24 protein-coding genes are annotated in these 23,647 nt (G+C 71.4%); 12 read left to right on the top strand and 12 right to left on the bottom strand.

The features are described from left to right. Positions 1-699, top strand: coding sequence for a glutathione S-transferase N-terminal domain-containing protein (locus ALIDE2_RS22500; protein ID WP_013520938.1), 699 nt, complete (start codon positions 1-3; stop codon positions 697-699). 48 nt (positions 700-747) lie between these two features. On the opposite strand, the gene ALIDE2_RS22495 is transcribed toward ALIDE2_RS22500, so the two are convergent. The 5 genes from ALIDE2_RS22495 to ALIDE2_RS22475 are packed head-to-tail and all read right to left on the bottom strand — an operon-like array spanning position 748 to position 6,196. Continuing rightward, positions 748-2,835, bottom strand: a complete 2,088-nt coding sequence (locus ALIDE2_RS22495) for an acetate--CoA ligase family protein (RefSeq protein WP_013723224.1) — start codon at positions 2,833-2,835, stop codon at positions 748-750. An 8-nt stretch (positions 2,836-2,843) separates the two neighbouring features. Continuing rightward, on the bottom strand, positions 2,844-3,821 hold the full coding sequence (locus tag ALIDE2_RS22490) for a tripartite tricarboxylate transporter substrate binding protein (protein ID WP_013520936.1): 978 nt from the start codon (positions 3,819-3,821) through the stop codon (positions 2,844-2,846). Positions 3,822-3,843: 22 nt separating this feature from the next. Continuing rightward, positions 3,844-4,203: a Zn-ribbon domain-containing OB-fold protein gene (locus ALIDE2_RS22485; protein WP_013520935.1), complete on the bottom strand. Its 360-nt coding sequence runs from the start codon at positions 4,201-4,203 to the stop codon at positions 3,844-3,846. A 2-nt stretch (positions 4,204-4,205) separates the two neighbouring features. Beyond that, a complete protein-coding gene (locus tag ALIDE2_RS22480; protein ID WP_013723223.1) occupies positions 4,206-5,357 on the bottom strand; it encodes a thiolase family protein in 1,152 nt (383 codons plus the stop codon). Further along, on the bottom strand, positions 5,354-6,196 hold the full coding sequence (locus ALIDE2_RS22475; protein ID WP_013723222.1) for an IclR family transcriptional regulator: 843 nt from the start codon (positions 6,194-6,196) through the stop codon (positions 5,354-5,356). Before ALIDE2_RS22475 ends, ALIDE2_RS22480 begins: the two co-directional genes overlap by 4 nt. A 177-nt stretch (positions 6,197-6,373) precedes the next feature. Here ALIDE2_RS22475 and ALIDE2_RS22470 point away from each other — a divergent pair, with 177 nt between their 5' ends. The 4 genes from ALIDE2_RS22470 (at position 6,374) to ALIDE2_RS22455 (ending at position 9,701) form a co-directional block, all read left to right on the top strand. Further along, positions 6,374-7,120, top strand: a complete 747-nt coding sequence (locus ALIDE2_RS22470; RefSeq protein ID WP_013723221.1) for a tRNA-uridine aminocarboxypropyltransferase — start codon at positions 6,374-6,376, stop codon at positions 7,118-7,120. 27 nt (positions 7,121-7,147) lie between these two features. Further along, positions 7,148-7,771: a hypothetical protein gene (locus tag ALIDE2_RS22465; RefSeq protein ID WP_013723220.1), complete on the top strand. Its 624-nt coding sequence runs from the start codon at positions 7,148-7,150 to the stop codon at positions 7,769-7,771. Positions 7,772-7,921: 150 nt separating this feature from the next. Next, a complete protein-coding gene (locus tag ALIDE2_RS22460; RefSeq protein ID WP_238530068.1) occupies positions 7,922-8,923 on the top strand; it encodes an SDR family oxidoreductase in 1,002 nt (333 codons plus the stop codon). Positions 8,924-9,224: 301 nt separating this feature from the next. Continuing rightward, positions 9,225-9,701 (top strand): GyrI-like domain-containing protein, encoded by a 477-nt coding sequence (locus ALIDE2_RS22455; RefSeq protein WP_013520929.1) that lies wholly within the window; start codon positions 9,225-9,227, stop codon positions 9,699-9,701. 99 nt (positions 9,702-9,800) lie between these two features. Here ALIDE2_RS22455 and ALIDE2_RS22450 read toward each other — a convergent pair whose 3' ends face one another. Continuing rightward, positions 9,801-10,691 (bottom strand): LysR family transcriptional regulator, encoded by an 891-nt coding sequence (locus ALIDE2_RS22450; protein WP_013520928.1) that lies wholly within the window; start codon positions 10,689-10,691, stop codon positions 9,801-9,803. A gap of 108 nt (positions 10,692-10,799) precedes the next feature. On the opposite strand from ALIDE2_RS22450, the gene ALIDE2_RS22445 reads away from it, so the two are divergent. The 6 genes from ALIDE2_RS22445 (at position 10,800) to ALIDE2_RS22420 (ending at position 17,626) form a co-directional block, all read left to right on the top strand. Next, complete coding sequence (locus tag ALIDE2_RS22445) at positions 10,800-12,161, top strand: acyclic terpene utilization AtuA family protein (RefSeq protein ID WP_013520927.1); 1,362 nt, start codon at positions 10,800-10,802, stop codon at positions 12,159-12,161. 18 nt (positions 12,162-12,179) lie between these two features. Then, positions 12,180-12,533 (top strand): AtuA-related protein, encoded by a 354-nt coding sequence (locus ALIDE2_RS22440; RefSeq protein ID WP_013520926.1) that lies wholly within the window; start codon positions 12,180-12,182, stop codon positions 12,531-12,533. Between the two features lie 31 nt (positions 12,534-12,564). Beyond that, on the top strand, positions 12,565-13,536 hold the full coding sequence (locus tag ALIDE2_RS22435; protein WP_013723218.1) for a Bug family tripartite tricarboxylate transporter substrate binding protein: 972 nt from the start codon (positions 12,565-12,567) through the stop codon (positions 13,534-13,536). Positions 13,537-13,590: 54 nt separating this feature from the next. Then, positions 13,591-14,064, top strand: coding sequence for an FKBP-type peptidyl-prolyl cis-trans isomerase (locus ALIDE2_RS22430; RefSeq protein WP_013520924.1), 474 nt, complete (start codon positions 13,591-13,593; stop codon positions 14,062-14,064). 140 nt (positions 14,065-14,204) lie between these two features. Next, positions 14,205-16,412, top strand: coding sequence for a TonB-dependent receptor (locus ALIDE2_RS22425; protein WP_013723217.1), 2,208 nt, complete (start codon positions 14,205-14,207; stop codon positions 16,410-16,412). Beyond that, positions 16,412-17,626 (top strand): PepSY-associated TM helix domain-containing protein, encoded by a 1,215-nt coding sequence (locus tag ALIDE2_RS22420; protein WP_013520922.1) that lies wholly within the window; start codon positions 16,412-16,414, stop codon positions 17,624-17,626. The genes ALIDE2_RS22425 and ALIDE2_RS22420 overlap by 1 nt, the downstream gene beginning before the upstream one ends. Before the next feature lie 24 nt (positions 17,627-17,650). Here ALIDE2_RS22420 and ALIDE2_RS22415 read toward each other — a convergent pair whose 3' ends face one another. The 5 genes from ALIDE2_RS22415 to ALIDE2_RS22395 are packed head-to-tail and all read right to left on the bottom strand — an operon-like array spanning position 17,651 to position 21,697. Then, a complete protein-coding gene (locus tag ALIDE2_RS22415) occupies positions 17,651-18,364 on the bottom strand; it encodes a hypothetical protein (protein ID WP_013520921.1) in 714 nt (237 codons plus the stop codon). Continuing rightward, entirely contained in the window at positions 18,361-18,882 is a 522-nt protein-coding gene (locus ALIDE2_RS22410; protein WP_013520920.1) for a carboxymuconolactone decarboxylase family protein, read from the bottom strand. Before ALIDE2_RS22410 ends, ALIDE2_RS22415 begins: the two co-directional genes overlap by 4 nt. Positions 18,883-18,905: 23 nt before the next feature. Further along, entirely contained in the window at positions 18,906-19,877 is a 972-nt protein-coding gene (locus tag ALIDE2_RS22405; protein WP_013520919.1) for a Bug family tripartite tricarboxylate transporter substrate binding protein, read from the bottom strand. 56 nt (positions 19,878-19,933) lie between these two features. Then, the gene (locus tag ALIDE2_RS22400) at positions 19,934-20,764 is read right to left on the bottom strand and encodes an SDR family NAD(P)-dependent oxidoreductase (protein WP_013520918.1); all 831 of its coding nucleotides are present in this window, start codon (positions 20,762-20,764) and stop codon (positions 19,934-19,936) included. A gap of 42 nt (positions 20,765-20,806) precedes the next feature. Then, positions 20,807-21,697, bottom strand: a complete 891-nt coding sequence (locus tag ALIDE2_RS22395) for an amidohydrolase family protein (protein ID WP_013723216.1) — start codon at positions 21,695-21,697, stop codon at positions 20,807-20,809. 120 nt (positions 21,698-21,817) lie between these two features. Between ALIDE2_RS22395 and ALIDE2_RS22390 the strand changes: the two genes are divergently transcribed. Beyond that, positions 21,818-22,702 carry a LysR family transcriptional regulator gene (locus ALIDE2_RS22390; protein WP_013723215.1) on the top strand — a complete coding sequence of 295 codons (885 nt, stop codon included), beginning with the start codon at positions 21,818-21,820 and terminating at the stop codon, positions 22,700-22,702. On the opposite strand, the gene ALIDE2_RS22385 is transcribed toward ALIDE2_RS22390, so the two are convergent. Then, positions 22,703-23,584, bottom strand: a complete 882-nt coding sequence (locus tag ALIDE2_RS22385; protein ID WP_013723214.1) for a gamma-glutamyl-gamma-aminobutyrate hydrolase family protein — start codon at positions 23,582-23,584, stop codon at positions 22,703-22,705. Between the last annotated feature and the right edge of the window lie 63 nt (positions 23,585-23,647).

Genomic DNA, 23,647 nt, shown 5'->3' with positions numbered 1-23,647 from the left:
ATGGCTCTCACGCACCCCATCACGGCCAAGTGGCCCGCCCGGCACCCCGACCGTCTGCAGCTGTATTCGCTGCCCACGCCCAACGGCGTGAAGGTGTCGATCGCGCTGGAGGAGATGCAGCTGCCCTACGAGGCGCACCTGGTCAGCTTCGAGAGCAACGACCAGTTCTCGCCCGAGTTCCTGTCGCTGAACCCGAACAACAAGATCCCCGCCATCCTCGACCCCCATGGCCCGGGCGGCAAGCCGCTCGCGCTGTTCGAGTCGGGCGCCATCCTCGTCTACCTGGCCGAGAAGACCGGCCAGCTGCTGCCCCAGGACGCGGCCGCGCGCTACGAGACGCTGCAGTGGCTCATGTGGCAGATGGGCGGCGTGGGGCCGATGTTCGGCCAGCTCGGCTTCTTCCACAAGTTCGCGGGCAAGGAGTACGAGGATAAGCGCCCGCTGGGCCGCTACGTGGCCGAGTCCAGGCGCCTGCTGGGCGTGCTGGAGCAGCGCCTGGCGGGCCGCGACTGGATCATGGGCGCCGACTACACCATCGCCGACATCGCCGTGTTCCCCTGGGTGCGCAACCTCGTGGGCTTCTACGGCGCGGGCGAGCTGGTGGGCTTCGATGCGTTCCCCAACGTGCAGCGCGCGCTGGCCGCGTTCGTGGCGCGGCCCGCGGTGCAGCGGGGGCTGGAGATTCCGGCGCGGGGCTGAAATGGTGGTCAAATCGGGCTGTGGCGCTTGACTGGTAAGCGCTTGCAGCTATGGTTTTGATACTTCTATCAGCGCATCGACCACCACGGCGCCTTCGCCAGCGGCGCCCACCATCACCGGGTTGAGGTCCAGCGACGCGATGGCACCGCGCGCGCCCGCGACCACCTGGCCCACGGCCACGGCGATGCGCGAGAGGGCCTGCACGTCCAGCGGCGGCTCGCCGCGCACGCCGCCGAGCAGCGGCGCGATGCGCAGCGTGCGCAGCGCGGCTTGCACCTGCTCCTCGGAGAACGGCGGCAGCAGCACGGCGCAGTCCTTGAGTGCCTCGACGTACTTGCCGCCGTCGCCCACGACGACCACGGGGCCGAAGACGGGGTCCATGCGCGCGCCCACCATGAACTCGCGCCGGGCCTTGTGTGTGGCGGCCACGATCACGCCGTCGCGCTGCACGCCAATCGCATCCATCCTGGCCCAGAAGCGCTCGAACAGCTCGGCGGCCTGCTCGCGCGTCTGCACGTTCAAGGCGACGAGGCCATGCTCGGATTTGTGCGGCACCTCGGCCGAGCAGGCCTTGACGACCGCGGGCGCGCCGATGGCGTCGAACGCGGCGCGCGCTTCATCCGCCGTGCGGCACAGGTGCATGGGCACCGTGGGCACACCGTGGCGCGCCAGCAGGCCCAGGCTGTCCACCTCGTTGAGAAAGCCCTGGGCGCCGGCGGGCACCTGCACGTCGGGCAGCGCCGGCCAGGCGGGGCGCGGCGCGCGCATCAGGGCCGTGTGGCCGGCCACCTGGGCCAGCACGGCGATGGCCTCGCCCTCGTTGGGGAAGGTGGCGATGCCGTGGGCGCGAAACGGCGCGGCCACGCCCTCCTGCCACGCGGCCACGGCCACGGGTTTGCTGGCGGCGGCCTCGAACGCGGCGGCGTCGCGCGCGAACCGCTCCACGTCGTAGCCCGCGCCGGCCACGGGAATGTTGATGAAGAACAGGTCGGCCGCCGGGTCCTGCGCCACGGCCGGCAGCACGTCGCCGAACAGGCCGCTGTTGGACAGCAGCGCGGCGGTCACGTCGATCGGGTTGCTCGCGGTGGCGAAGCCCGGCAGCTTGGAGGCCACGGCGGCCTGCGTGGCTTCGCTCAGCGGCGCCAGCGCCAGGCCCGCGTCGTCGGCCGCGTCGGCGCCCATCACGCAGCTCGCGCCGGAGTTGCTGATGACCACCAGGCGCCGCCCCTCTGGCCGCCAGCCCTTGAGGTAGGCGTGCGCGGCGCGCGCCTGCTCGTGCGGGTCGCGCACGCGCCAGATGCCGTGGTGCCGGAGGAAGGCGTCCACCGTGCGGTCCTCGTTGGCCAGCGCGCCGGTGTGCGACGACGCGGCCTTCTGCCCGCCCGCCGTGCGCCCGGCCTTCACGGCGACGATGGGCAGGTCGCGCTCGCGCGCATAGGCGGCGGTGGCGGCCAGCATCTCGGGCTGGGCGATGCTCTCCAGGTACAGCAGCAGCAGCTTCACGCCGGGGTCGTGGGCCACGGCCCAGGCCATCTCGGCCACGGTCACGTCGGCCTCGTTGCCCGTGGCGTGCACGTGGCGCACGCCCAGGCCGCGCCCGCGCACCAGGCCGTAGGCCACGGAGCTCATGCCGCCGCTCTGGCTCACGATGCCCACGGGGCCGTCCATCGGCGGCACTTCGATGAACATGGTGGAAAAGCCCGCGATGGCGCCGGTGCCGAAGTTGGCCAGGCCCTGCGTGTTGGGGCCATACAGGCGCATGCCCGCGGCGCGGGCCCTGGCCACCATGTGGTCCTGCAGCTCGCGCCCGGCGGGGCCCGTCTCGCCGAAGCCCGAGGCGATGACCACGGCGCCCTTGACGCCGCGCGCGGCGCATTCCTCCACGGCGGCGACGGTCTTGTCGCCGCCCAGGGCGATCACGGCGAGGTCGGGCACCTCGGGCAGCGCGGCCAGCGACGCGTAGCTCCTGTGGCCCTGGATCTCCTCGCGTGCCGGGTTGATGGGATAGACGGTGCCCCGGTAGCCGTGGCGCTGCATGTAGTAGATGGGGCGCCCGCCGATCTTGTGGATGTTCTCGGACGCGCCAATGATGGCGACCGAGCGCGGGTCGAGGGCGGAGGCGAGCAGGTCTTGCATGGGGGCCTTCAGTCGATCTTTGCGCCGGAGGTCTTGACCACCTTGTCCCACTTGTCTACTTCGGCTTGCAGGAAGCTGGCGTAGGCGGCGGGGGTGTTCCACGTGGCGGAGAAGCCCTGGGCCTCGAAGCGCTGGCGCACCTCGGGGTTTTCCAGCACTTTCTTCAGCTCCGCGCTCAGGCGGTTCACCACCTCGGGCGGCGTGCCGGCCGGGGCCAGCAGGCCGTTCCAGGCGATGGCCTCGTAACCGGGTAGGCCCGATTCGGCCACGGTGGGAATGTCGGGCGCGCTGGGCGAGCGCTGGCCGCTGGTGACGGCCAGGGCCTTGAGCTTGCCGGCCTTCACGTGCGGCATGGACGAGAGCATGGTGTCGAACATCAGGTCGGCCTGGCCGCCCATCACGTCGGTGAGCGCGGGGGCGCTGCCCTTGTAGGGCACGTGGGCCATCTTCACGCCGGCCATGGCGCTGAACAGCTCGGCCGACAGGTGCGTGGATTGGCCGTTGCCCGACGAAGCGTAGTTGAGCCCGCCCGGCTTGGATTTGGCGAGCGCGATCAGCTCCTTGACGTTGCTCACGGGCGTGGCGGGGCTGGTCACGATGACCAGCGGGCCGCTGGTGAGCTGCGAGACGGGCGCGAAGTCCTTGGTGATCGAGTAGTTGAGCCTGGCGAACAGCGAGGGGTTGATGGCGTGCGCCGTGGTGGCCACCACCAGCGTGTAGCCGTCGGGCGTGCTGCGGGCCACGGCCTCGGCGCCGATGTTGGCGCCCGCGCCGGGGCGGTTGTCCACCACGAAGGGCTGGCCCATCTGCTCCTGGAGCTTCTGCGCCACCACGCGCGCCACGATGTCCGTGGGGCCGCCCGGCGGGTAGGGCACGACCAGCTTCACGGGCTTGTCGGGGTAGCCGCTGGCCCAGGCGAGCGGGGCGGCGCACAGCGCTGCGCAGGCGAGGCCGATCCAGCGGCGGCGGGAGGGAATGGGGTGCATGTTTTGTCTCCTTGTGGCGGTTTCAGTCGATGGGGGTGAAGCGCAGCAGGGTGCGGCCCTGGTGCTCGAAGAACCCGGCCCGCACGCCCTGGCCGATCTGCACGCCCGGCGCGGCATGGCCCATGAGGCGCGGGCCTTCGTCCAGCTCCACGATCACCAGCGTGTAGGGCGCGAGCGGGCGGAAGTCGTCGGACGGCGCGCGCGCCACCACCGTGGCGGCGCGCACGGTGGCAGTGCCCGCGGCGTCGTGCCAACGCAGGTCTTCGCGGCCGCAGCGCTGGCAGGCGTGGCGCGCCAGGGTCTGGGCGTGGCCGCAGGCGGCGCAGCGCTGGTAGCGCACCACGCCCACGCGCAGGCCGTCGTTGAAGGGGGCGGCAAGCATGGTCAGTCCTCCCGGGAAAGAATCAGGCTCACGTGCGAGGACATCACGCCCCCGTCGGCATGCACGAAGGCGCGGCGCGGCGCGCGGATCTGGCGCTCTCCCGCCTGGCCGGTCATCTGCCGCCAGGCTTCCACTGCGTGCGCCATGCCGCCGGCCACGCCGCAGTGGCCGAACGAGAGCAGCCCGCCGTGCGTGTTGAGCGGCAGCGCGCCCGTGGGCGCGAAGTCGCCCGCGCGGGCCCGCGCGGCGGCGCCGGCGCGCGGGGCGAAGCCGGTCTCTTCGAGCAGCATCGCCAGCGTGATCGTGAACGAGTCGTAGATGCCCAGGTAGCCGATATCGGCGTGGGCCAGGCCGGCCTCGGCGAACGCCTGCGCTGCAGCCTCGCCCGCGCCGCACTGCATCACGTCGGCCATCGCGGTCAGATGCTGGTGGCGGTGCGCCTGCCCCGCGCCCGCCATGCGCACGGGCGCGTGCGGGCCGGGCTCGGCGGATACGACGAGCGCCATCGCGCCGTCCGAGATGGGGCAGCAGTCCAGCAGCGACAGCGGCGCGGCGATGGGCTTGGAGGCCAGCACCTCGGCCTGCGTGATGGGCGTGCGCAGGTGGGCCTCGGGGTGGCGCGCGGCGTTGGCGCGCATGAGCACGGCGAACTCCGCCAGGTCGGCGCGTGTGATGCCCGTGCGGTGCATGTATTCCGAGGCCATGAGCGCGTAGTAGGCAGGCACGCTGGCGCCGTTGGGTACCTCGTAGTCGGCGTCGCCCACCTGGGCCAGGGTCTGGATGGAGCTGTCGCGCGACTGGCCGGTGAGGCGGTTCTCGCCCGCCACCACCAGCACGTTGCGGCAGCGGCCCGCGCGCACCAGCTCGCGCGCGGCCATGAGCATGGCCGCGCCCGTGGCACCGCCCAGCTGCATGCCGTGCGCGTAGCGCGGCGACAGGCCGAAGCGCTCGCACAGCAGCGTGGACAGCATCAGGTGCGGCAGTGTGGTGGCGTAGCCGCAGAGCATGCCGTCGATGTCGCCGCGCGCCAGTGCGGCGCTGGCCAGGGCCTGCCGCGCGGCATCGGCCATCAGGTCGATGGGGCCGCGCCCTTCGTGGCGGCCGAAGGGCGTGCCGCCCGCGCCGCGCAGCCAGGCGGTGGGGGAATGGGTCACGGATGAGTCTCCTTGGCAGGGGGGCGTGGCGCGGCGCGGTGCTGCTGCGCCTCGGCCCAGCGCACCTGGCAGACGGTGGATTCGTGCTGCAGCGTCTGGGCCAGTGCGGCCTCGCGCGTCAGGATGCGTTCGTTCAGCGCCGCGATGCTCAGCGCCGCCACGGGGCGGCCCTCGGGGTCGAGGATGGGCACGGCGATGCCGCCCATGCGCTCGACCACCACGTCCAGCAGCACGACGTAGCCGCGTTCGCGCGCGTTGGCGATGCGCTCGCGCAGCAGCGCGGGCGTGATGCGCGGGTAGCGGCCCATCTGGCTGGCCAGGATGTCCAGCGCCGCCTCGCGCTCGGCCTCGGGCATCCAGGCCAGCAGCGCCAGGCTGCCTGCGCCGGCGCCCAGCGGCCGGCGGCTGCCCACGCGCAGGTAGTTGGCGCGGATGGGGTAGGTGCCCTCTTCCACGTCGATGCACAGCGATTCCACGCCGCTCGGTATGGAGAGCACCACGCTGTCCTCGAACCGCCCCACCAGCCGCAGCAGGCTGGGGCGCGCGAGCGGGCGCGGGTCGAAGCGCCGCAGCGCGGCGGCGCCCAGCACCATGAGCTCGGGCCCCAGCGAAAACTGCTTGCTGCGCGCGTTGCGCATCACGAAGCCGTCGCGCACCATCACCTCCAGCAGGCGCAGCGCGGTGGCCTTGTCCAGGTCGGCCGCGGCCGCGATGTCGGTCAGCCGCGCGTTGCCGCCCTCGGACATCACGCGCAGCACGCGCATGGCGCGTTCCACGGTGGATGTGCTGCTGCCGGGCGAATGGTTCACCACGGCCTTGGGGCGGGCGCTGGGGGGCATATGGGTGTTTCTTTCTTTGAAACGGCGGTGTGCGGGGGAATTTAGGTGCAGCCTGTACCCGGGGGCAAAGGCTGCTTTCGAAGTTTCAATGAATGAAACGATTGCCCCACCCCTCAAGGGGTAACCCTGACGCGGCCGCGTGCGGGACAATGCCAGGCTTTGCGCCGGTTTCCGCCCATGCCCCACGCCGTCTCCCAGCTGCGCGCCGAGCGCCTTGCGCGCAGCGCCAAGCCCTTCCTCGCGCGCGGCGGCTCGCGCCGCGCGCACTGCCCGGGCTGCAGGCTCGTCCCCAGCCACTGCATCTGCGCGCTGCGCCCGCTGTGCGGCACGCGCGCGGGCGTGTGCCTGCTGATGCACGACATCGAGCCGCTCAAGCCCAGCAACACCGGCTGGCTGATCGCCGACGTGGTGGCCGACACCTTCGCCTTCGGCTGGGCGCGCACCGAGGCCGACCCCGCGCTGCTCGCGCTGCTGGCCGATCCCCGGTGGCAGCCCTATGTGGTGTTCCCGGGCGAGTTCGTCGATCCCGCGCGCGTGGTGCACACGCTGGCGCCGCAGGCGGCGGCGGGGGAGGGCGGCGCGCCGGCGGCAGGCCGCCGCCCGCTGTTCGTGCTGCTGGACGCCACCTGGCCCGAGGCGCGCAAGATGTTCCGCAAGAGCCCCTACCTGGAGCGCCTGCCGGTGCTGAGCCTGCATGGTGATGCGGCCTCGCGCTACCGGCTGCGCCGCTCCACGCGGGGCGACCATTTCTGCACCTCCGAGGTCGCGGCCCAGTGCCTGGCGTTGGCTGGCGACGCGCGCGCGGGTGCGTTGCTGCAGGCCTGGCTCGACCTGTTCAGCGAGCGCTACCTGCAGGCGCGGGAACAGCGCCCTGCGGATGCGGACAGCGCCGCCCACCGGCAACTGCGCGCCCTGAGATCATGAACACGTTCTGATGACCGCGCATGCGTGATGCAGCCGGTTGCACGCGGCGGCGCGGGCATCAGCACAATGGGGCGTTTCGAGAAGCACACCACCATGCACCGCAGACTCCTCCTGACCCACACCGCCGCTAGCGCTCTGGCCCTGCTGGCCGGCTGCGCCAGCGCGCAGTCCGGCTACACCATCAGCACGCAGCAGATGCAGCAGGCGCTGGCCGAGCGCTTCCCGCGCAGCTACCCGCTGGGCGGCCTGCTGGACCTGCAGCTGCAGGCGCCGCGCCTGGTCCTGCTGCCCGAGCGCGACCAGGTCAACGCCGTGTTCGACCTGGCGGCCACGGGGGCGCTGCTGGCGCGCCGGCACACGGGCGTGTTCGACGTGGACTTCGCGCTGCGGTACGAGCCCACGGACCGCAGCATCCGCGCCTACCGGCTGCACGTGAACGCGCTGCGCCTCGATGGCCTCAAGCCCCAGGCGTCCGAGCTGCTGCAGCGCTACGGCCAGCAGCTGGCCGAGCAGTCGCTGCGCGAGGTGGTGCTGCACCAGCTGCGCGACAAGGACCTCGCGCCCATCGCCGCCATGGGCCTGCAGCCCGAGAGCATCAGCGTCACGCCGCGCGGGCTGCTCGTGCGCTTCGGCCCCAAGCCATTGTCCTGATTGCTCGTTATCTGATAGCTGCAGGCGCTTGCTGCACGGTCGCTGCGGCGTGTTTCTGCTTGGAACGCACAGGCGCGGGCACTGTCCTACGCCGCCATGGCGGCGCAGCGGTTACAAAAGAGGGATAGCAGCCACTACCCGTACCACGCCATGAACCAGACCCCGCCCGCCGCCCCGCATTGCCTGACCGCCGCCCCGCCCGAGCCGGTGGTGGTGATCACCGGCGCCTCCAGCGGCATAGGCCATGCCACGGCGCTGGCCTTCGCGCGGCGCGGCGCGCGCGTGGTGCTGGCCGCGCGCAATGCCGACACGCTCGCCCCCGTGGCGCTGGCCTGCCATGCCGAGGGCGGCCGGGCGCTGGGCATACCCACCGACGTGACCGACGCCGAGGCCGTGCAGGCCCTGGCCGACAAGGCGGTGCGCCACTTCGGGCGCATCGACATCTGGGTCAACGCCGTGGGCGTGGGGGCCGTGGGGCGCTTCGAGGGCGTGCCGATCGGGGCCCACCGCCGCGTGATCGAGGCCAACCTGCTCGGCCACCTGCACGGCGCGCACGCGGCGCTCACGCGCTTTCGCGACCAGGGCCACGGGCTGCTGGTGAACCTCATCTCGCTCGGCGGCTGGCTGCCCACGCCCTATGCCGCGGCCTACGCGGCCAGCAAGTTCGGCCTGCGCGGCCTGTCCGAGAGCCTGCGCGCCGAGGTCGCCGATCTGCCGCGCGTGCACGTCTGCGACGTGGCTCCCACCGTGGTCGATACGCCCGGCCTGTCGCACGGCGCCAACTACACGGGCCGGCGCCTGCGGGCGCCGCTGCCCATGGTGGACCCGCGCGCCGTGGCCCAGGCCATCGTGGACCTGGCCGACAGCCCGCAGCCGCGCGCCGTGACCTGGCTGGGCCTGGGCGCGCTGCCCGGGCGGCTGGCCCATGCGCTCGCGCCCCAGGGCACGGCGCGCGCGCTGCGCTGGCTCGGCGACCGGGGGCTGCGCCATGCCGCGCCCGCGCCGCTCACCGAGGGCAACCTGTTTTCCCCCTCGCGCCAGACCGCCATCGACGGCGGCCAGCGCCAGCGCATGGCCGGCGCGGCCGGCCTGGTGGCCCTGCTGGGCGCCGTGGGGCTGGCGGCCGGCTGGTGGCTGGGGCGGCGGCGCTGAAGTCATGCGGGCCTGGTGTTACCAGCGCCCGGCGTTTTCCTACAGACGCGGTGCATGGTTCGGGTCTACGATCGACAAAGGCCCCGGGGGCCACCAGGGATGCTCGGCACGAATCGTCGCGCCGCGTGCATCTGCGGCCTCGGGCGGTCTGCGGCGTTGCAAATGCCCGCAATGGCTATGGCCATTGCTGCGCTTTGCGCCTGGCAGCCCATCCCGCTCCGCAGCGCCCGCTTGCCGCTCGATTTGTGCCGAGCATCCCTGGCACCGCCCGGCCGAGTTCCGTATTGCGTCGGAGGCGATCATGATCGAGACACCGCAGATCATCGACATCAGCCCCCCGCGCACGACGGCCGTGATCCGCGTCTGCTGCCCGCGCGAGGAACTGCCATGCACCATGGGCCGCGGTGTGCGCGAACTGCTCGACCGCATCAAGGCCCAGGGCGCGCAGGCCATGGGCCCGCTGTTCACCCACCACCTGCGCGGCCCGACCGACAGCTTCGACTGCGAGGTCGGCGTGGCCGTGGACCGGCCCGTGCGCCCGGCGGGCCACGTGTGCCCGGGCCAATGGCCGGCCATGCGCGTGGCGCGCACCCTGTACCGCGGCCACTACGAAGACCTGCCGCAGGCCTGGGCCGCCCTGCGCGCCTGGATCGCGGCGCAGGGCCTGGCCGCCACCGGCGAGATGTGGGAGTGCTACATCACCGGCCCCGAGATCGGCTCGGATGCCAGCGCCTGGCGCACCGAGCTCTACCTGCCGCTGTGCGGCAAGGGTGTCTGATGCTCTTTAAATGAGAGCTGCTGGCGCTTGCTGTGAAAGCGCTGTGGGCCGATTTGTCCATAAATTCACCGCGCCGCCTGGGTAAACACGCTCTGAGCGTCAGGCGCCGAACTCCTGTGCCAGGAAGTCCACCACCGCCCGCACGCGCGGCGCGAGCGAGCGCCCGCGCGGGTAGAGCAGGTAGAAGCGGTCGTCCTCGGTGCGCTCCTGGTACTGCGTGAGCAGCGGCACGAGCTCGCCCGATTCCAGGTCGCCCGCGATGTGAAAGCGCGCGAGCCGCACCACGCCCAGCCCCAGCAGCGCGAAGGTGCGCAGCAGCTCGCCCTGGTTCGCGCCGATGTAGTTCGGGATGTCGATGGTCTTGAGCCCGCCCTCGTCGTGGAACGTCCAGCGGTTCCACTGCGTGCGGATGGTGAAGTTCAGGCACCGGTGGCGCAGCAGATCCTCGGGCCGCTGCGGCGTGCCGTGGCGCGCAAGGTATTGCGGCGCGGCGGCGATGACCCAGGGCCGCGCCATGAGCGGGCGGCCGATCAGCGTCTGCTCCGTGGGCCGCCCGCTGTGGATGGCCACGTCCAGCCCCTGGCGGATGAAGTCGCCGCGCTCCGTGCCCAGCACGAAGTCCAGGTGCAGGCGCGGGTGCCTGTCCAGCAGCCTGGGCAGCCGGGGCGCGACGAGGTACTTGGCCGTGGTCAGCGCGGTGTGGATGCGCACGGTGCCGGAGACCTCGGCATCGGCCACGCGCACGCCGGCCTCGGCCTCCTCCATCGCCTGCACCACCTGCTCGCCCGCCGCGCGAAAGCGCTCGCCTTCCTGCGTGAGGCGGATGGCGCCGGCCACGCGCTCGAACAGCCGCACGCCGAGGCGCGCCTCCATGCGCGCGATGAGCTTGCTGATCGTCGAGGGCGACAGGTGCAGCCTGCGGCCCGCGCCGGAAAAGCTGCCTTCCTCCACCACGCGCAGGAACACCTGCAGTTCGCCGAACTTGTCCATGACACCTTTTGTGAAATCCGTTCACATGCGCTTTGCCGCCGCATGCGTTGTCTGCCTGGTCTTCACTCTACAGAATGCCCCGCTATACCCAGAACGGAGACAACGCGAATGAGTGAGAACAAGCTGCTGCGCATCGGCTCGGGCGCGGCCTGGTGGGGCGACCGCGTGGAGCCCGCGCAGCTCAACGCCGAGCACGGCGACCTGGACTACCTGTGCTTCGAGACCATGGCCGAGGCCACCGTGTCGGCCGCGCAGGTGCGCGCGCGGCGCGATCCCGGCTTCCCCGGCTACGACACCTACCTGGACGACCGCATGCGCGCCGTGCTGCCCGCCTGCATGCGCCGGGGCACGCGCATCGTCTCCAACCAGGGCTGGATCAACCCGCAGGGCGCGGCCCGGCGCATCGTGGAGCTGCTGCGCGAGCTGGGCATCAGGGGCGTGAAGGTGGCGGCCGTGGGTGGCAGCCTCATCACCGACCGCGTGCTGGAACTGGCGCCCACCATCCTCGAAAACGGCCAGCCGACGGCCACGCTGAAGGACACGCTGATCTCCGCCGAGGCCTACATGGGCGCCGAGCCCATCGTGCAGGCGCTGCGCGAGGGCGCGCAGATCGTGGTGACGGGCCGCGTGGCCGACCCGTCGCTGTTCCTCGCGCCCATGGTGTACGAGTTCGGCTGGGACCCGCTGGACCACGAGAAGATCGGCGCGGGCAGCGGCATCGGCCACCTGCTCGAATGCGGCGCGCAGGTGACGGGCGGCTACTTCGCCGACCCGGGCCTCAAGGACGTGCCCGAGCCGTGGAACCTTGCCTTCCCCATCGCCGAGGTGGATGCGCAGGGCAACGTCACGCTCACCAAGGTGGCGGGCACGGGCGGCGCGATCACCGCGCAGACGGTCAAGGAGCAGATGCTCTACGAGGTGCACGACCCAGCCAACTACATCACGCCCGACGTGGTGGTGGACTTCACCCGCGCGCGCATCGAGCCGCTGGGCCCCGACCGCGTGCGCGTGACCGGCCTCGCGGGCAAGCCGCGCACGCCCACGCTCAAGGTCTCGATGGGATGCACCGAGGGCTTCATCGGCGAAGACATGTTCTTCTACGCCGGCCCCGGCGCGCTGCGCCGCGCGCAGCTTGCCAAGAAGATCCTGGAGGAGCGCTTCAGGATCGTGCAGCTCGACGCCGAGGAGGTGCGCATCGACTTCCTGGGCCTGAACGCCATCCACGGTGCGGCCACGCCGCCCGATGCGCCCGAGCCCTACGAGGTCGCCGTGCGCGTGGCCGCGCGCACCCGCACGCGCGAGGAGGCCGTGAAGGTCGGCCGCGAGGTGGACGGCATGGCCGTCTCCGGCGTGGGCCACACCGGCAAGCGCGTGCCGCACCAGGAGCGCACGCGCGAGGTCATCGGCGTGTGGTCCTCGCTCGTGCCGCGCGGGCAGGTGGCGGCGCACATCGACCATTTCACGAGCTGAACACGAGGAGCGACCGCCATGAAGGCACGACTGGAACAGGTGGCCCACACGCGCTCGGGCGACAAGGGCAACACCTCCAACATCGCCGTGTTCGCCTACGAACCCGCGCTGTATCCGCTGCTCAAGGAGCAACTGACCGCCGAGCGCTTCAAGGCCTTTCACCGCGAGGCCATCACCGGCGAGGTGCTGCGCTACGAGGCGCAGAACCTGCACGCACTCAACTTCGTCGCGCACGGCGCCCTGGGCGGCGGCGTTTCGCGCAGCCTGTCGCTGGACAACTACGGCAAGGCGTTGTCGGCGGCCATCCTGGGCTTCGAGCTCGATGTGCCCGAGGAGCTGGCGCCACTGCTGCGCAGTCGCGCGCCCGCCTGACATCCCCCACAACAAGCAAGGAGACAACCCCATGACCTTCAGGATCCTTCGCACGCTCGCGGCCCTGGCCCTCTGGGCCTGCGCCGCGCTGGCCCATGCCCAGAGCTACCCCGCCAAGCCGGTGCGCATCATCGTGCCCTACCCGGCGGGCGGTACCACGGACATCATCGCGCGCATCGCCGCCGCGCAGCTGGCCGAGCGGCTCAGGCAGCCCTTCGTGGTGGAGAACCGCGCGGGCGCGAGCGGCGCCATCGGCGCGGTGGCCGTGGCCCAGTCCGCGCCCGACGGCTACACGCTGGTCATGGGCACGGCCAGCTCGCACGGCATCAACTCCGCGCTGCAGAAGAACCTGCCCTACGACGCGGTGAAGGACTTCGCGCCCGTCACCGTGGTCGCCAGCACGCCCAACATCGTCGTGGTGCACCCGAGCGTGCCCGCCAAGACATTGGGCGAGCTGCTGGCGCTGGCCAAGGCGCAGCCGGGCAAGATCAACTTCGGCTCCACCAGCCCCGGCGGCTCGCCGCACATGAGCGCCGAGTTGCTCAAGATGATGGCCGGCGTGGACATGGCGCACGTGCCCTACAAGGGCGCCGCGCCCATGCTCACCGATTTGATCGGCGGGCAGATCCAGGCGGGCTTCGACAACCTGCCGTCCACCATCGGCTTCGTGCGCGGCGGCAAGGTGCGCGCGCTGGCCGTGACCACGCCGCAGCGCTGGCCCGGCGCACCCGACATTCCCACGGTGGCCGAGAGCGGCGTGCCGGGCTACGAGGTCTCGGGCTGGTTTGGCCTGCTGGCGCCTGCGGGCACGCCCAAGTCGGTACTCGACACGCTGCAATCGGCCGTGGCGCAGGCCGTGCAGCAGCCCGAGGTGGCCAGGCAGCTGCGCGACCTGGGCGCCGAGCCCGTGGCCAACAAGCCCGAGGCGTTCGCGCGCGACATCGCGGCCGACGTGGAGAAATGGCGCAAGGTGGTCCAGGCCACGGGCGTGAGGCTTGAGTGACGTGCGGCGCGCGTGCGGGACAATGGCGCATTCTTTTTTCTTGAACCGCGCGCCATGCACATCGCCAAAGACACCGCCGTCACCATCAGCTACAAGATCACCGACCCCGCCACCGGCAAGCCGCTCGACTCCGGCCACGTGGCCTACCTGCACGGCGGGTACGAGAACATCTTCCCCAAGGTCGAGGCCGCGCTCGAAGGCCAGGCCGCGGGCCATGCCGCCACGGTCGATCTGGCCGTGGAGGACGCCTTCGGCCCGCGCGACGAGAGCCTGGTGCGCACCATTCCCAAGAGCGAATTCCCGCCCGGCGTGAAGGTGGGCGGCCAGCTCCAGGGCCCGGGCGCCGACGGGCGGCCCCAGATGTTCCACGTGGTCAAGATCAAGGGCCCCGTGGTGCACCTGGACGGCAACCACCCGCTGGCCGGCCACGCGCTGCGCTTCGCCTGCAAGGTGACCGAGGTGCGCGCCGCCACGTCCGAGGAGATCGCACACCGCCACGTGCATGGCGGGCACGGGCACCACCACTGATGTGATCGCGAGGCAGTTCGCTATGTAAAAGTGAGCTGCCTGCGCTTTTCCCTATTGGGCTGAGACGTTGTTTGTCTCATAAATTCCTAAAGCCGGTTGTTGAAAGATAATTGCGAATCTTTCTCAATCGTCTTTTTATCATGTATCCGAACATCATCCGCTTCCCGCTGCTGCCCGCCGCGGCGGCCGTGGGCCTGGCGCTCGCGGCGGACGCCGCCGGCGCGCAGGCGCAGGCCACCGACAGCGCGCCCTCCCTGGCCACCGTGACCGTGGAGGCCAGCGCCGACGCGTCGGCCCAGGGCCTGGCCAAGCCCTACGCGGGCGGGCAGGTGGCGCGCGGCGCGCGCGTGGGCGTGCTGGGCACGCAGGACATGATGGACACGCCGTTCTCTGCCACCAGCTACACCAGCGAGCTGATCCAGGACCAGCAGGCGAAAAGCGTGGGCGACGTGCTGCTCAACGACGCCGGCGTGCGCCAGGCGCGTGGCTTCGGCAACTTCCAGCAGACGTATTTCGTGCGCGGCTTCACGCTGTATTCGGACGACGTGGCCTACAACGGGCTCTATGGCCTGGTGCCGCGCCAGTACATGGCCACCGAGTTCGTCGAGCGCGTGGAGGTGTTCCGCGGCGCGAACGCCTTCCTGAGCGGATCGGGCGCGGGCAGCGTGAGCGGCGGCGGCCTGGGCGGCCTCATCAACGTGGTGCCCAAGCGCGCAAGCAACGAGCCGCTCAGCCGCGTGGCCGTGGGCGTGGCCAGCGGCGGGCAGCTCTACGCGGCCACCGACCTCTCCCGCCGCTTCGGCCCGGACAGCGCCACGGGCGTGCGCCTGAACCTGGCGCGGCGCAGCGGCGACACGGGCGTGGACAACGAGGACACGCGCACCACCGTGGGCTCGCTTGGCCTGGACTGGCGCAGCAGCCGCACACGCCTGTCGGCCGACCTGGGCTGGCAGGAACACAAGCTGAGCGCACCCCGGCCCGCAGTCACGCCCACGGCCAGCCTGCCAATGCCGGCCGTGCCCGATGCCAAGGCCAACTATGCACAGCCCTGGACGTACTCCAACAGCCGCGACCTGTTCGGCACCGTGCGCGGCGAGTTCGATTTCAGCGACCAGTGGACGGGCTGGGCCGCCCTGGGCATGCGCCGCGGCAAGGAAGACAATTCCCTGTCGGGCCTGACGCTGTCGAGCGGCACGGGCAACGCCACGCTCAACCGCTTCGACAACACGCGCGAGAACCACATCAAGACCGGCGAGCTGGGCGTGCGCGGCAAGTTCGAGACCGGCGCGGTCAAGCACACGGCCGTGGCGTCGCTCACGGCCTTCGACTCCAGCGAGCGCAACGCCTGGGGCTACAACTACGCCACGGGCCAGACCAACAACATCTACCACCCCGTGGCGCTGACCCCGCCGGCCCTGACCGGCTTCGGCGGCACGCTGGGCAGCCCGCGCGAGACCGAGCGCATCAAGACCGGCAGCCTGGCGCTGGCCGACACCATGGCCTTCCTGGACGAGCGCCTGCTGGTCACGCTGGGCCTGCGCCACCAGACCATCAAGGTGGACGGCTTCGACGCCACGATCGGCGCCAGCTCCGGCAGCTACGACAAGAGCCGCGTGACCCCGGTGGGCGGCATCGTGTTCAAGCTGCGCCCCGAAGTGTCGGTCTATGCCAACTACATCGAAGGGCTGGCCAAGGGCGGCTCCGCCCCGGTGGTCAGCGGCGGGCAGCCCGTCGCCAATGCCGGCGAAGTGTTCGCGCCCTACGTCACGCGCCAGAAGGAAGTGGGCCTCAAGTACGACGGCGGCCACATCGGCGCCAGCGCCGCCTTCTTCACGACCGACATGCCCAGCGCCTACGTGGTGGGCAACGTCTACGGCGTGTTCGGCAAGCAGCGCAACCGGGGGCTGGAGTTCAACGTGTTCGGCGAGCCCGCCAAGGGCCTGCGCGTGCTCGGCGGCCTGACGCTGCTGGATGCCAAGTACCTGACCACGGCGGGCGGCGCCTTCGACGGCAACCGCGTGGTGGGCGTGCCGCGCAGCCAGGCCAACCTGGGCGCCGAATGGGACGTGCCGGGTGTGAGCGGCCTCGCGCTCAACGCGCGCGTGCTCTACACCGGCGCACAGTACGCCAACGCGGCCAACACCCTGCGCGCGCCGGGCTGGACGCGGCTGGACCTGGGCGCGCGCTACCTGCTGGACGTGGGCGGCAGGCTCGTCACGCTCAACGCGCGCGTGGACAACGTGGTCAACCGCGGCTACTGGGCCTCGGTGGGTGGCTACACCACCTACGGCTACCTCGTGCAGGGCGCGCCGCGCACCTTCTCGCTCATGGCCAGCGTCGATTTCTGATGCGCGCCTTCTGGACGGTCGTGCACCGCTGGGCGGGGCTCGCCGTGGCCCTGTTCCTCATCGTCGCCGGGCTCTCCGGCGCGGTGATCTCGTGGGACCACGAGATCGACGAGTGGCTCAACGCGGACATCATGCGCACGCCCGGCCGCGGCCCGCTGCAGGACCCGCTGCGGCTGGCCGCCGCCGTGGAGGCCGACGACCCGCGCGTGGAGGTGAGCTACATGACGCTGGGGCTGGAGGAGGGCCACGCGGCCTCCTTCCTCGTGCGGCCGCGCACCGATCCGGCCACGGGCGCCAGGTACGCGCTGGACTACAACACCGTCTACGTCGATCCCGTCACGGCCCGCATCACCGGCCACCGTGCCTCGCGCAGCATCGCGCTCAGCCGCCGCAACCTCATGCCCTGGCTGCGCCACCTGCACGAGAGCCTGCACATGCCCGCCTTCCGGGGCACGGACCGCTGGGGCGTCTGGCTCATGGGCGGCGTGGCGCTGGTGTGGCTGGTCGACAGCTTCGTGGCGCTGTACCTCACCTTCCCGCCGCGCCAGGGCAGGCGCTCGGCGCGCACCTGGGCCAGCCGCTGGCGCCCCTCGTGGGCGGTGCGCTGGCGCGCGGGTGGCTACAGGCTCAACTTCGACCTGCACCGCGCCGGGGGACTGTGGGTGTGGGGCGTCATCATCGTGGTGTCGTTCACCTCGTTCTCGCTGAACCTCTACCGCGAGGTGTTCTACCCGGTGATGAGCAAGATCTCGACGACCACGCCGGGGCCCTACGAAACCCTCAAGCCCGCGCCCATGGGCACCTTCATCGCGCCGCGCATCGGCTTCGCCGAGGCCATCGCCATCGCGCGCCGCGAGGGCGAGCGCCTGGGCTTCGCGCACCCGCCGGGCGGCATCTGGTACGGCGGCGACTTTCCGTTCTACAACGTCTCGTTCTTCGATCCGAGCGACGAGTCGGGCGCGATGGGCATGGGCCTGTCGAACGTCTACGTCAGCTCCGGGACGGGCGAGGTGCTCGGCACGCACCGCCCCTGGCACGGCACCGCCGCCGACGTGTTCGTGCAGCTGCAGCTGCCGCTGCACTCGGGCCGCATCCTGGGGCTGGCGGGGCGCATCCTCATGTCGTTCATGGGGCTCGTGGTGGCCATGCTCTCGGTCACCGGCATCGTGATCTGGGCGCGCAAGCACCGTGCGCGGACGCTTCAAAAGAAATAGCTGTAAGCGCTTGCTGGATAAGCGCTACATGCCGATTTTGCTAAAAACCGCCGCGCATGCCTGCATGCACCGTCCCCGATCCGGCGGGGCATCGGGCAGGCGCTGGAACATGGTGCGCTTCGTGTTGGTGAAGTGAGGGCGTGCAATGTCGCTCCAGGCCGTGGCGCGCACCGCGAGCCAGGGCGGCGAATTCAGCGCGGCCTCGGTCACCAGGTCGTAGCAGGCGAGCGACAGCGGCCCATGGTCGTGGTTGAGCATGCGCTGCGCGTGCGCGCAGCCCGGTACCGCGGCCAGGCCCGGCATGTGCTCCTGGTCGTACCACGCGGAAATCTCGGGCATCCAGCCCTCTTGCGGGTCCATCTCCACCACGTAATGCGCGGCGCACGCCTGGCCGCTGGAGTGCCCGGCGCGCTCGAAGACCTTCTCCAGCCGGGAGACGGCGACCTGCACCGCCTCGCCGGAGAAGGCCGCGGCCAGCGCCTGCTCCAGCGGCCATGCATCCTGCGGCGCCAGGCTGGCGCGCTGGTCCAGCGCGTAATACAGGTATATGGTGGGGGGCTGCACGGCGCGGGCGCCGCGCACCAGCCGCAGCGCGGGCGCGCCGGGCGGCAGCCGGGAGATCGCCGCGCCGGCGCGTGCCATCACGTCCCGGGGGCCGCCGGCCGCGGCGGGCCAGACCAGCTGGGCCAGCAGGAAGTCGGTAGGGGCGGTGGCGGCGTTCGGTGCGTGGTGACTCATGCGTGTCCGATGTGAAAGGCGGTGAGAAAGCGCGAGACCATGTTGTAGGCGCCGATGGTGGCGACCAAGTCCACCTGGCCCTGCGCGTCGAAATGCTGCCGGATGCGCGCGAACAGCGCGTCCGGCACCACGATGTCGCGCGTCATGGCGTCGGTCAGCTCCAAGGCCAGGCGCTCCCGGGTGCTCCAGGCGTCCGTGGCGGGCAGCGGCTGTTCGCGCGTGGCGTCGATGGCCTGCTGCGAGCAGCCGCCCTTGAGGGCGTGGGGCACGTGGGCGTCGAACTCGTAGGGCGCGCCGTTGAGCACCGCCACGCGCAGGATGACGAGTTCGCGCAGGCCGGCAGGCAGGCTGCTGCGGTTGCGCACGGCCGACAGCATCTGCTCCCAGCCGTGGGCGATGGGCGGGCTGTTGAGAAGTACCTGGTACAGCGGCGAGATGCGGCCCCGCTCGGCCATGATCCGGGCCTCCTGCTCGGCCAGTTCGGGGCGGGTGCCCGGGGTGACGGGTTCTATGCGCATGGCGATGGTGGTGTGGTGGCGGTTCAGTCGGGCGTGATCTGGTTGGCGCGCACGACGCGCCCCCATTTCGTGATGTCCTGTTGCAGCAGCTGGCTCAACTGCGCGGGCGAGGAGCCGGCCACCTCCGCGCCGGAGGCTTCCAGCCTGGACTTCACCTCGGGGTGGGCCAGCGCGCGGTGCACGGCCTTGCTCACGCGCTCCGCCTCGGCGGCAGGGGTGCCCTTGGCGGCGAACAGGGCATACCAGTTGTCGGAGTCCACGCCGGGGAAGCCCATTTCGGCAAAGGTCTTCACGTCGGGAAAGCGTGGGTGGCGCTTGGGCGCGGCCACGCCGATGGGCTTGAGCTTGCCCGCGGCGATGTGCCCCACGAGGCCGGGGATGTCCCCGAAGAAGCCGTTCACGTGCCCGGCGATGACGTCGGTGATGGCGGGCGCGGCGCCCTTGTAGGGGATGTGCGACAGCTTGATCTTCGCGCTCTCGTTGAGCAGCTCCATGGCCAGGTGCGGCACGCTGCCCGTGCCGGAGGAGGCCATGGTGAGCGGCTGGCCCGCGGTGCGCGCGGCCGCCACGAATTCGGCGCCCGTGTTGTAAGGGGCCTTGGCATTCACCACCAGGATCTCCACGTTGTTGACCACCAGGGAGACGGGGGTGAGGTCGCGCAGCGGGTCGTAGGACAGCTTGGGGTAGAGGGACGGGTTGATGGCCACGGCGCCCACGCTCGTGAGCCACAGGGTCTGCGCATCGGGCGCGGAGCGGGACACGAAGTCGGCCGCGATGGCGCCGTTGGCCCCGGGCTTGTTCTCGATGATCACGTTGCTGCCCAGCTCCTTGCCCAGGGCATCGGAGATCGTGCGGGCCACGAAGTCCACCGGGCCGCCGGGCGGGAAGGCCACGATGAGGCGTACGACCTTGGGCTGTGCCATGGCGGCGCTGCCCAGGGCCAGGCCGGTCAGCGCCAATGCGATGGCGCGGCGGGTGCGTGAAAAGGTGCGCATGGGAATGTCTCCGGTTGTGGGTTCGAAAGGCTCTGGGGAATGGGGCGGGGCCGCCGTCAGTCGCAGCGCACGGACATGCCGCCGTCCACGATGATTTCGGTGCCGGTCACGAAGCGCGCCTCGTCGCTGGCCAGGTACAGCGCGGCGTTGGCCGTGTCGCGCCCGTCGCCCATGAAGGGCAGCGGGATGCGCGATTGGCGCTCCTGCAGCAGCGCCTGCACGTCGCCGCCCGCGCGCTGGCCCGCCAGCCGGGCCTCCACCATCGGGGTGTGCAGCTGGCCCGGCACCACGGTGTTCACGCGGATGCCCTGCTTCGCGTACTGCACGGCGAGCACGCGCGACAGCTGGATCACGCCCGCCTTGGTGGCGGCATAGGCCACCTGGGCCGAGCCCGTCCAGCGGATGCCCGAGGTGGACGACAGGTTCACGATGGCGCCGCCGCCCTGCGCCAGCATGTGCGGCAGCGCATGCTTGCAGGTGAGAAAGACGCTCTTGAGGTTGTAGTCCACCTGGGCGTCCCAGACCTCCTCGCTCATCTCCACGGGGCCGCCCTTGGCAGAGCCGCCCACGTTGTTGACGAGGACGTCCAGCCGCCCCAGCGCGTCGACGCACCGGGCGATGGCGTCGGCCACCGAGGAGCCCTGGGTCACGTCGCAGGCGCCCGCGATGAAGGTGCCGCCGCATCCGCGGATGAGTTCGGCGGTCTCCTGCAGGCGGGCGGGATCGCGGTCCACGCCGAACACCCTGGCGCCCTCCTGGGCAAAGCGCACGGCGATGGCGCGGCCATTGCCCCAGCCGGCGCCGACGGAGCCGGCGCCGGTGACAAAGGCGGTCTTCCCGGCCAGGCGGCCGTGGGGATTGCAGGGGGTGGTGGCGTCGAAGGGCATGTCGGGTAAAGGAAGAGTGGATGGAGGGAGGCGGGGGCGCGTTCAGCCGGAGATGCCCTGGCTGAAGCGGTACAGGCGTTCCGGGTTGTCCACCAGCAGGGCCTGCAGCACCGATGGCGTGGGGGCGATCCCGGCCAGCGCGTCCACCAGCCGCCCATCGTCCGGCACGTGCGTGTGGTTGGGGTGTGGCCAGTCCGTGCCCCAGAGGCAGCGCTCCGGGGCGCGCTCCAGCAGGCGGCGGGCCAGGCGGATGCCGTGCGCATAGGGTGGCGTGGCATCGATGCGGTCGATGCCGCTGACCTTGACGTGGAACAGCGGGTTGTCCAGCAGGCGCTCCAGCGCCGCGAAGTCGGGATGCCCGGCGCCCAGGGTGGCGTCCACGCGCCCCATGTGGTCGATCACCACGGGCACGGCGCTCTCGGCGAGCCGGGGGCCCAGCGTGTGCACCAGACTGCTCTCGAAGTGCACCTGCAGGTGCATGCCGGCATCGGCCAGGTGCGGCGTGAGGGCCAGGACGTCGTCCACCGATGCAGTGCTGGCCAGGTGCTTCATGAAGTTGAAGCGCACGCCGCGCATGCCGGCGCCGGCCAGGCGCCGCAGTTCTCGGGAATCCACCGTGTGCGGCACCAGCGCCACGCCCAGATAGTTGCCGCCGCCGGCCGCGATGGCGTCCTCGACCACGGCGTTGTCGAAGCCATGGCAGGCCGATTGCACGATGACGCAGCGCGAGATGCCCAGCTGCCGGTGCAGCGCGAACAGGGTGGCCTTGCCGGCGTCGGCGGGCGTGAAGCTGCGCTGCGGCGCGAACGCGAACTCGGCCGCCGGCCCGAAGACATGCACGTGGCTGTCGCAGGCGCCGGGCGGCAGGCGCAGCCGGGGCGTGCTGGGCGTCGGGTCGTAGGTCTGCACGACGGTGGTGGCGGGGTGGCTCATGTCCGTGAACGAGTGGTGCGATGCGGGCGATTGTGAGTAGCGTTCCCCCGGCAAGCCATAAATACGGATCAATAGCAGCTATCAATAAAATGCATGCATCTGGATCAGCACCCGCGGCACATGGACTTGACCCGCCTGCAGTACTTCGTGGCAGTGGCAGAGGCCGGCAGCCTGAGCCGCGCCGCGGCGGCGCTTTCCATGTCGCAGCCGGCGCTGAGCCGCCAGGTTCTGCTGCTGGAGGAGGAGCTGGGCCAGCGCATGTTCGACAGGACGGGGCGCGGCGTGGTGCTCACGCCCTCGGGGGAGGCGCTGCTCGCGCATGCGCGAGCCGTCTTCGCGCGCTGGGAGGAGGCGCGCGCCGACATGCTGGACCGCCAGCGCAGCCCGCGCGGCCGAGTCACGGTGGGGCTGCCCCCGCGGGTGGCGCACGTGCTCACGGCGGATCTGGTGCAGCAGTTCCTGGCCCGCTTCCCGGAGGCCTCGATCACGGTGGAAGAAGGGCTCAGCGTGCGCCTGCGCGAGTCCCTGGTGGCGGGGCGCGTGGACCTGGCGGTCCTGTTCGATCCGCCGCACTCGCCGCAGTTGCTGCTGGAGACGCTGCTGCGCGAGCCCGTCGTGCTGATCAGCACCGCGCCGGTGCCATCGAAGATACGCTTGGCGGCCGTGGCCCGACGCAGCCTGGTGATGCCCAGCGGGCCGCATTCACTGCGGCAATTGCTGGAAAGCCACACCCGGCCGCGCAACATGGCCCTGAAGGTCGTGGCCGAGGTGGACTCCGTGCAGACGGTACTGTCGCTGGTGGCGCGCGGCGTGGGCGACACCGTGCTGCCGCAGAGCGCCGTGCGCTCCTGGCCTTACGCGGAGCAGGTCCACGTGGCTGCCGTCGTCGCGCCGTCCATGCGCAACCGCCTGGTACTGGCCATCCCCCGGGCGCGGCCCGCCACGCTGCTCAGCAGGAACGCGGCCCAGATCCTGCGCGAGCTGCTGGCGCGGCACTTCGGGTAGTCAGCGCTGCCGCAGCAGCGCGCGGCGCAGCAGGCGCTCCGCGCGGTCGCGGATGTGCAGCGGGCTGTGGCCCGGCCGGGGGCGTGCGCGCGCGTCGGCGCAGGCGGCCAGGAAGTCGTGCAGCAGCGGCGTGTCGTCCAGCATCGCACCGCTCGCGGCGCGGAACTCCGGGTGCCATTGCGTGGCCGCGATGTAGCCGCGCCCGTGGCCGTGGCGGCGGCGGATGGCCTCGGGCACCGCGTCGGGGTAGCTCCAGGCCTCGATGTCGAAGCCCGGCGCGAGGTTCTTGATCCCCTGGTGGTGAATGCTGTTGACCGTCACGCGCGGCTGGCCGGGGTACAGGCGCGCCAGGCGCGTGCCGGGCACGATGTCCACCTCGTGGAAGTGCTGGTCGTAGGCGGTCGCGTTGCGGTGCTGCATGGCGCCGGGGTGCTGGGTCTCTATGTCCTGGTAGAGCGTGCCGCCGAAGGCCACGTTGATGAGCTGCAGGCCCCGGCACACGCCGAAGATGGGCTTGCCCTGCTGCTCGAACGCCTCGACCACGGCCAGGTCGTACAGGTCGCGCACGCGGTCGCCCAGCCAGGCGTCCTTGAGCGGCACCTCGCCGTAGCTGCCGGGCCACACGTCGGAGCCGCCGTGCATGACCACGCCGTCGAGCCATTCGGCGTAGTGCTTGAGCGTGACGTCGCCGCGCGCCGTCTCGCCCGTGGGGCAGGGCACCATCACGACCAGCGCGCCGGCCGACATGATCCAGTGCGCGATGGATTGCTCAACGTATTGCAGCGTCTTGTTGGTGAACAGCGAGCGGCCCGGGTCGGCGTGCGAGAAACAGGCCGACAGGCCGATCTTCAGCCGGCTGGCCGTGGGATGGAGGGCAGACATGCAAGGGTTGTAGCACTGCAGCGCCGGCCAGTCTGTAGGAGAGCGCTGCCCCGGGCCCCAAGC

Origin of the sequence: Alicycliphilus denitrificans K601 (assembly GCF_000204645.1) — a bacterium.
Taxonomy (GTDB): domain Bacteria; phylum Pseudomonadota; class Gammaproteobacteria; order Burkholderiales; family Burkholderiaceae_C; genus Alicycliphilus; species Alicycliphilus denitrificans.
Note: the sequence above shows the minus strand (reverse complement) of the source record. Positions and strands in the feature narration are given on the sequence as shown.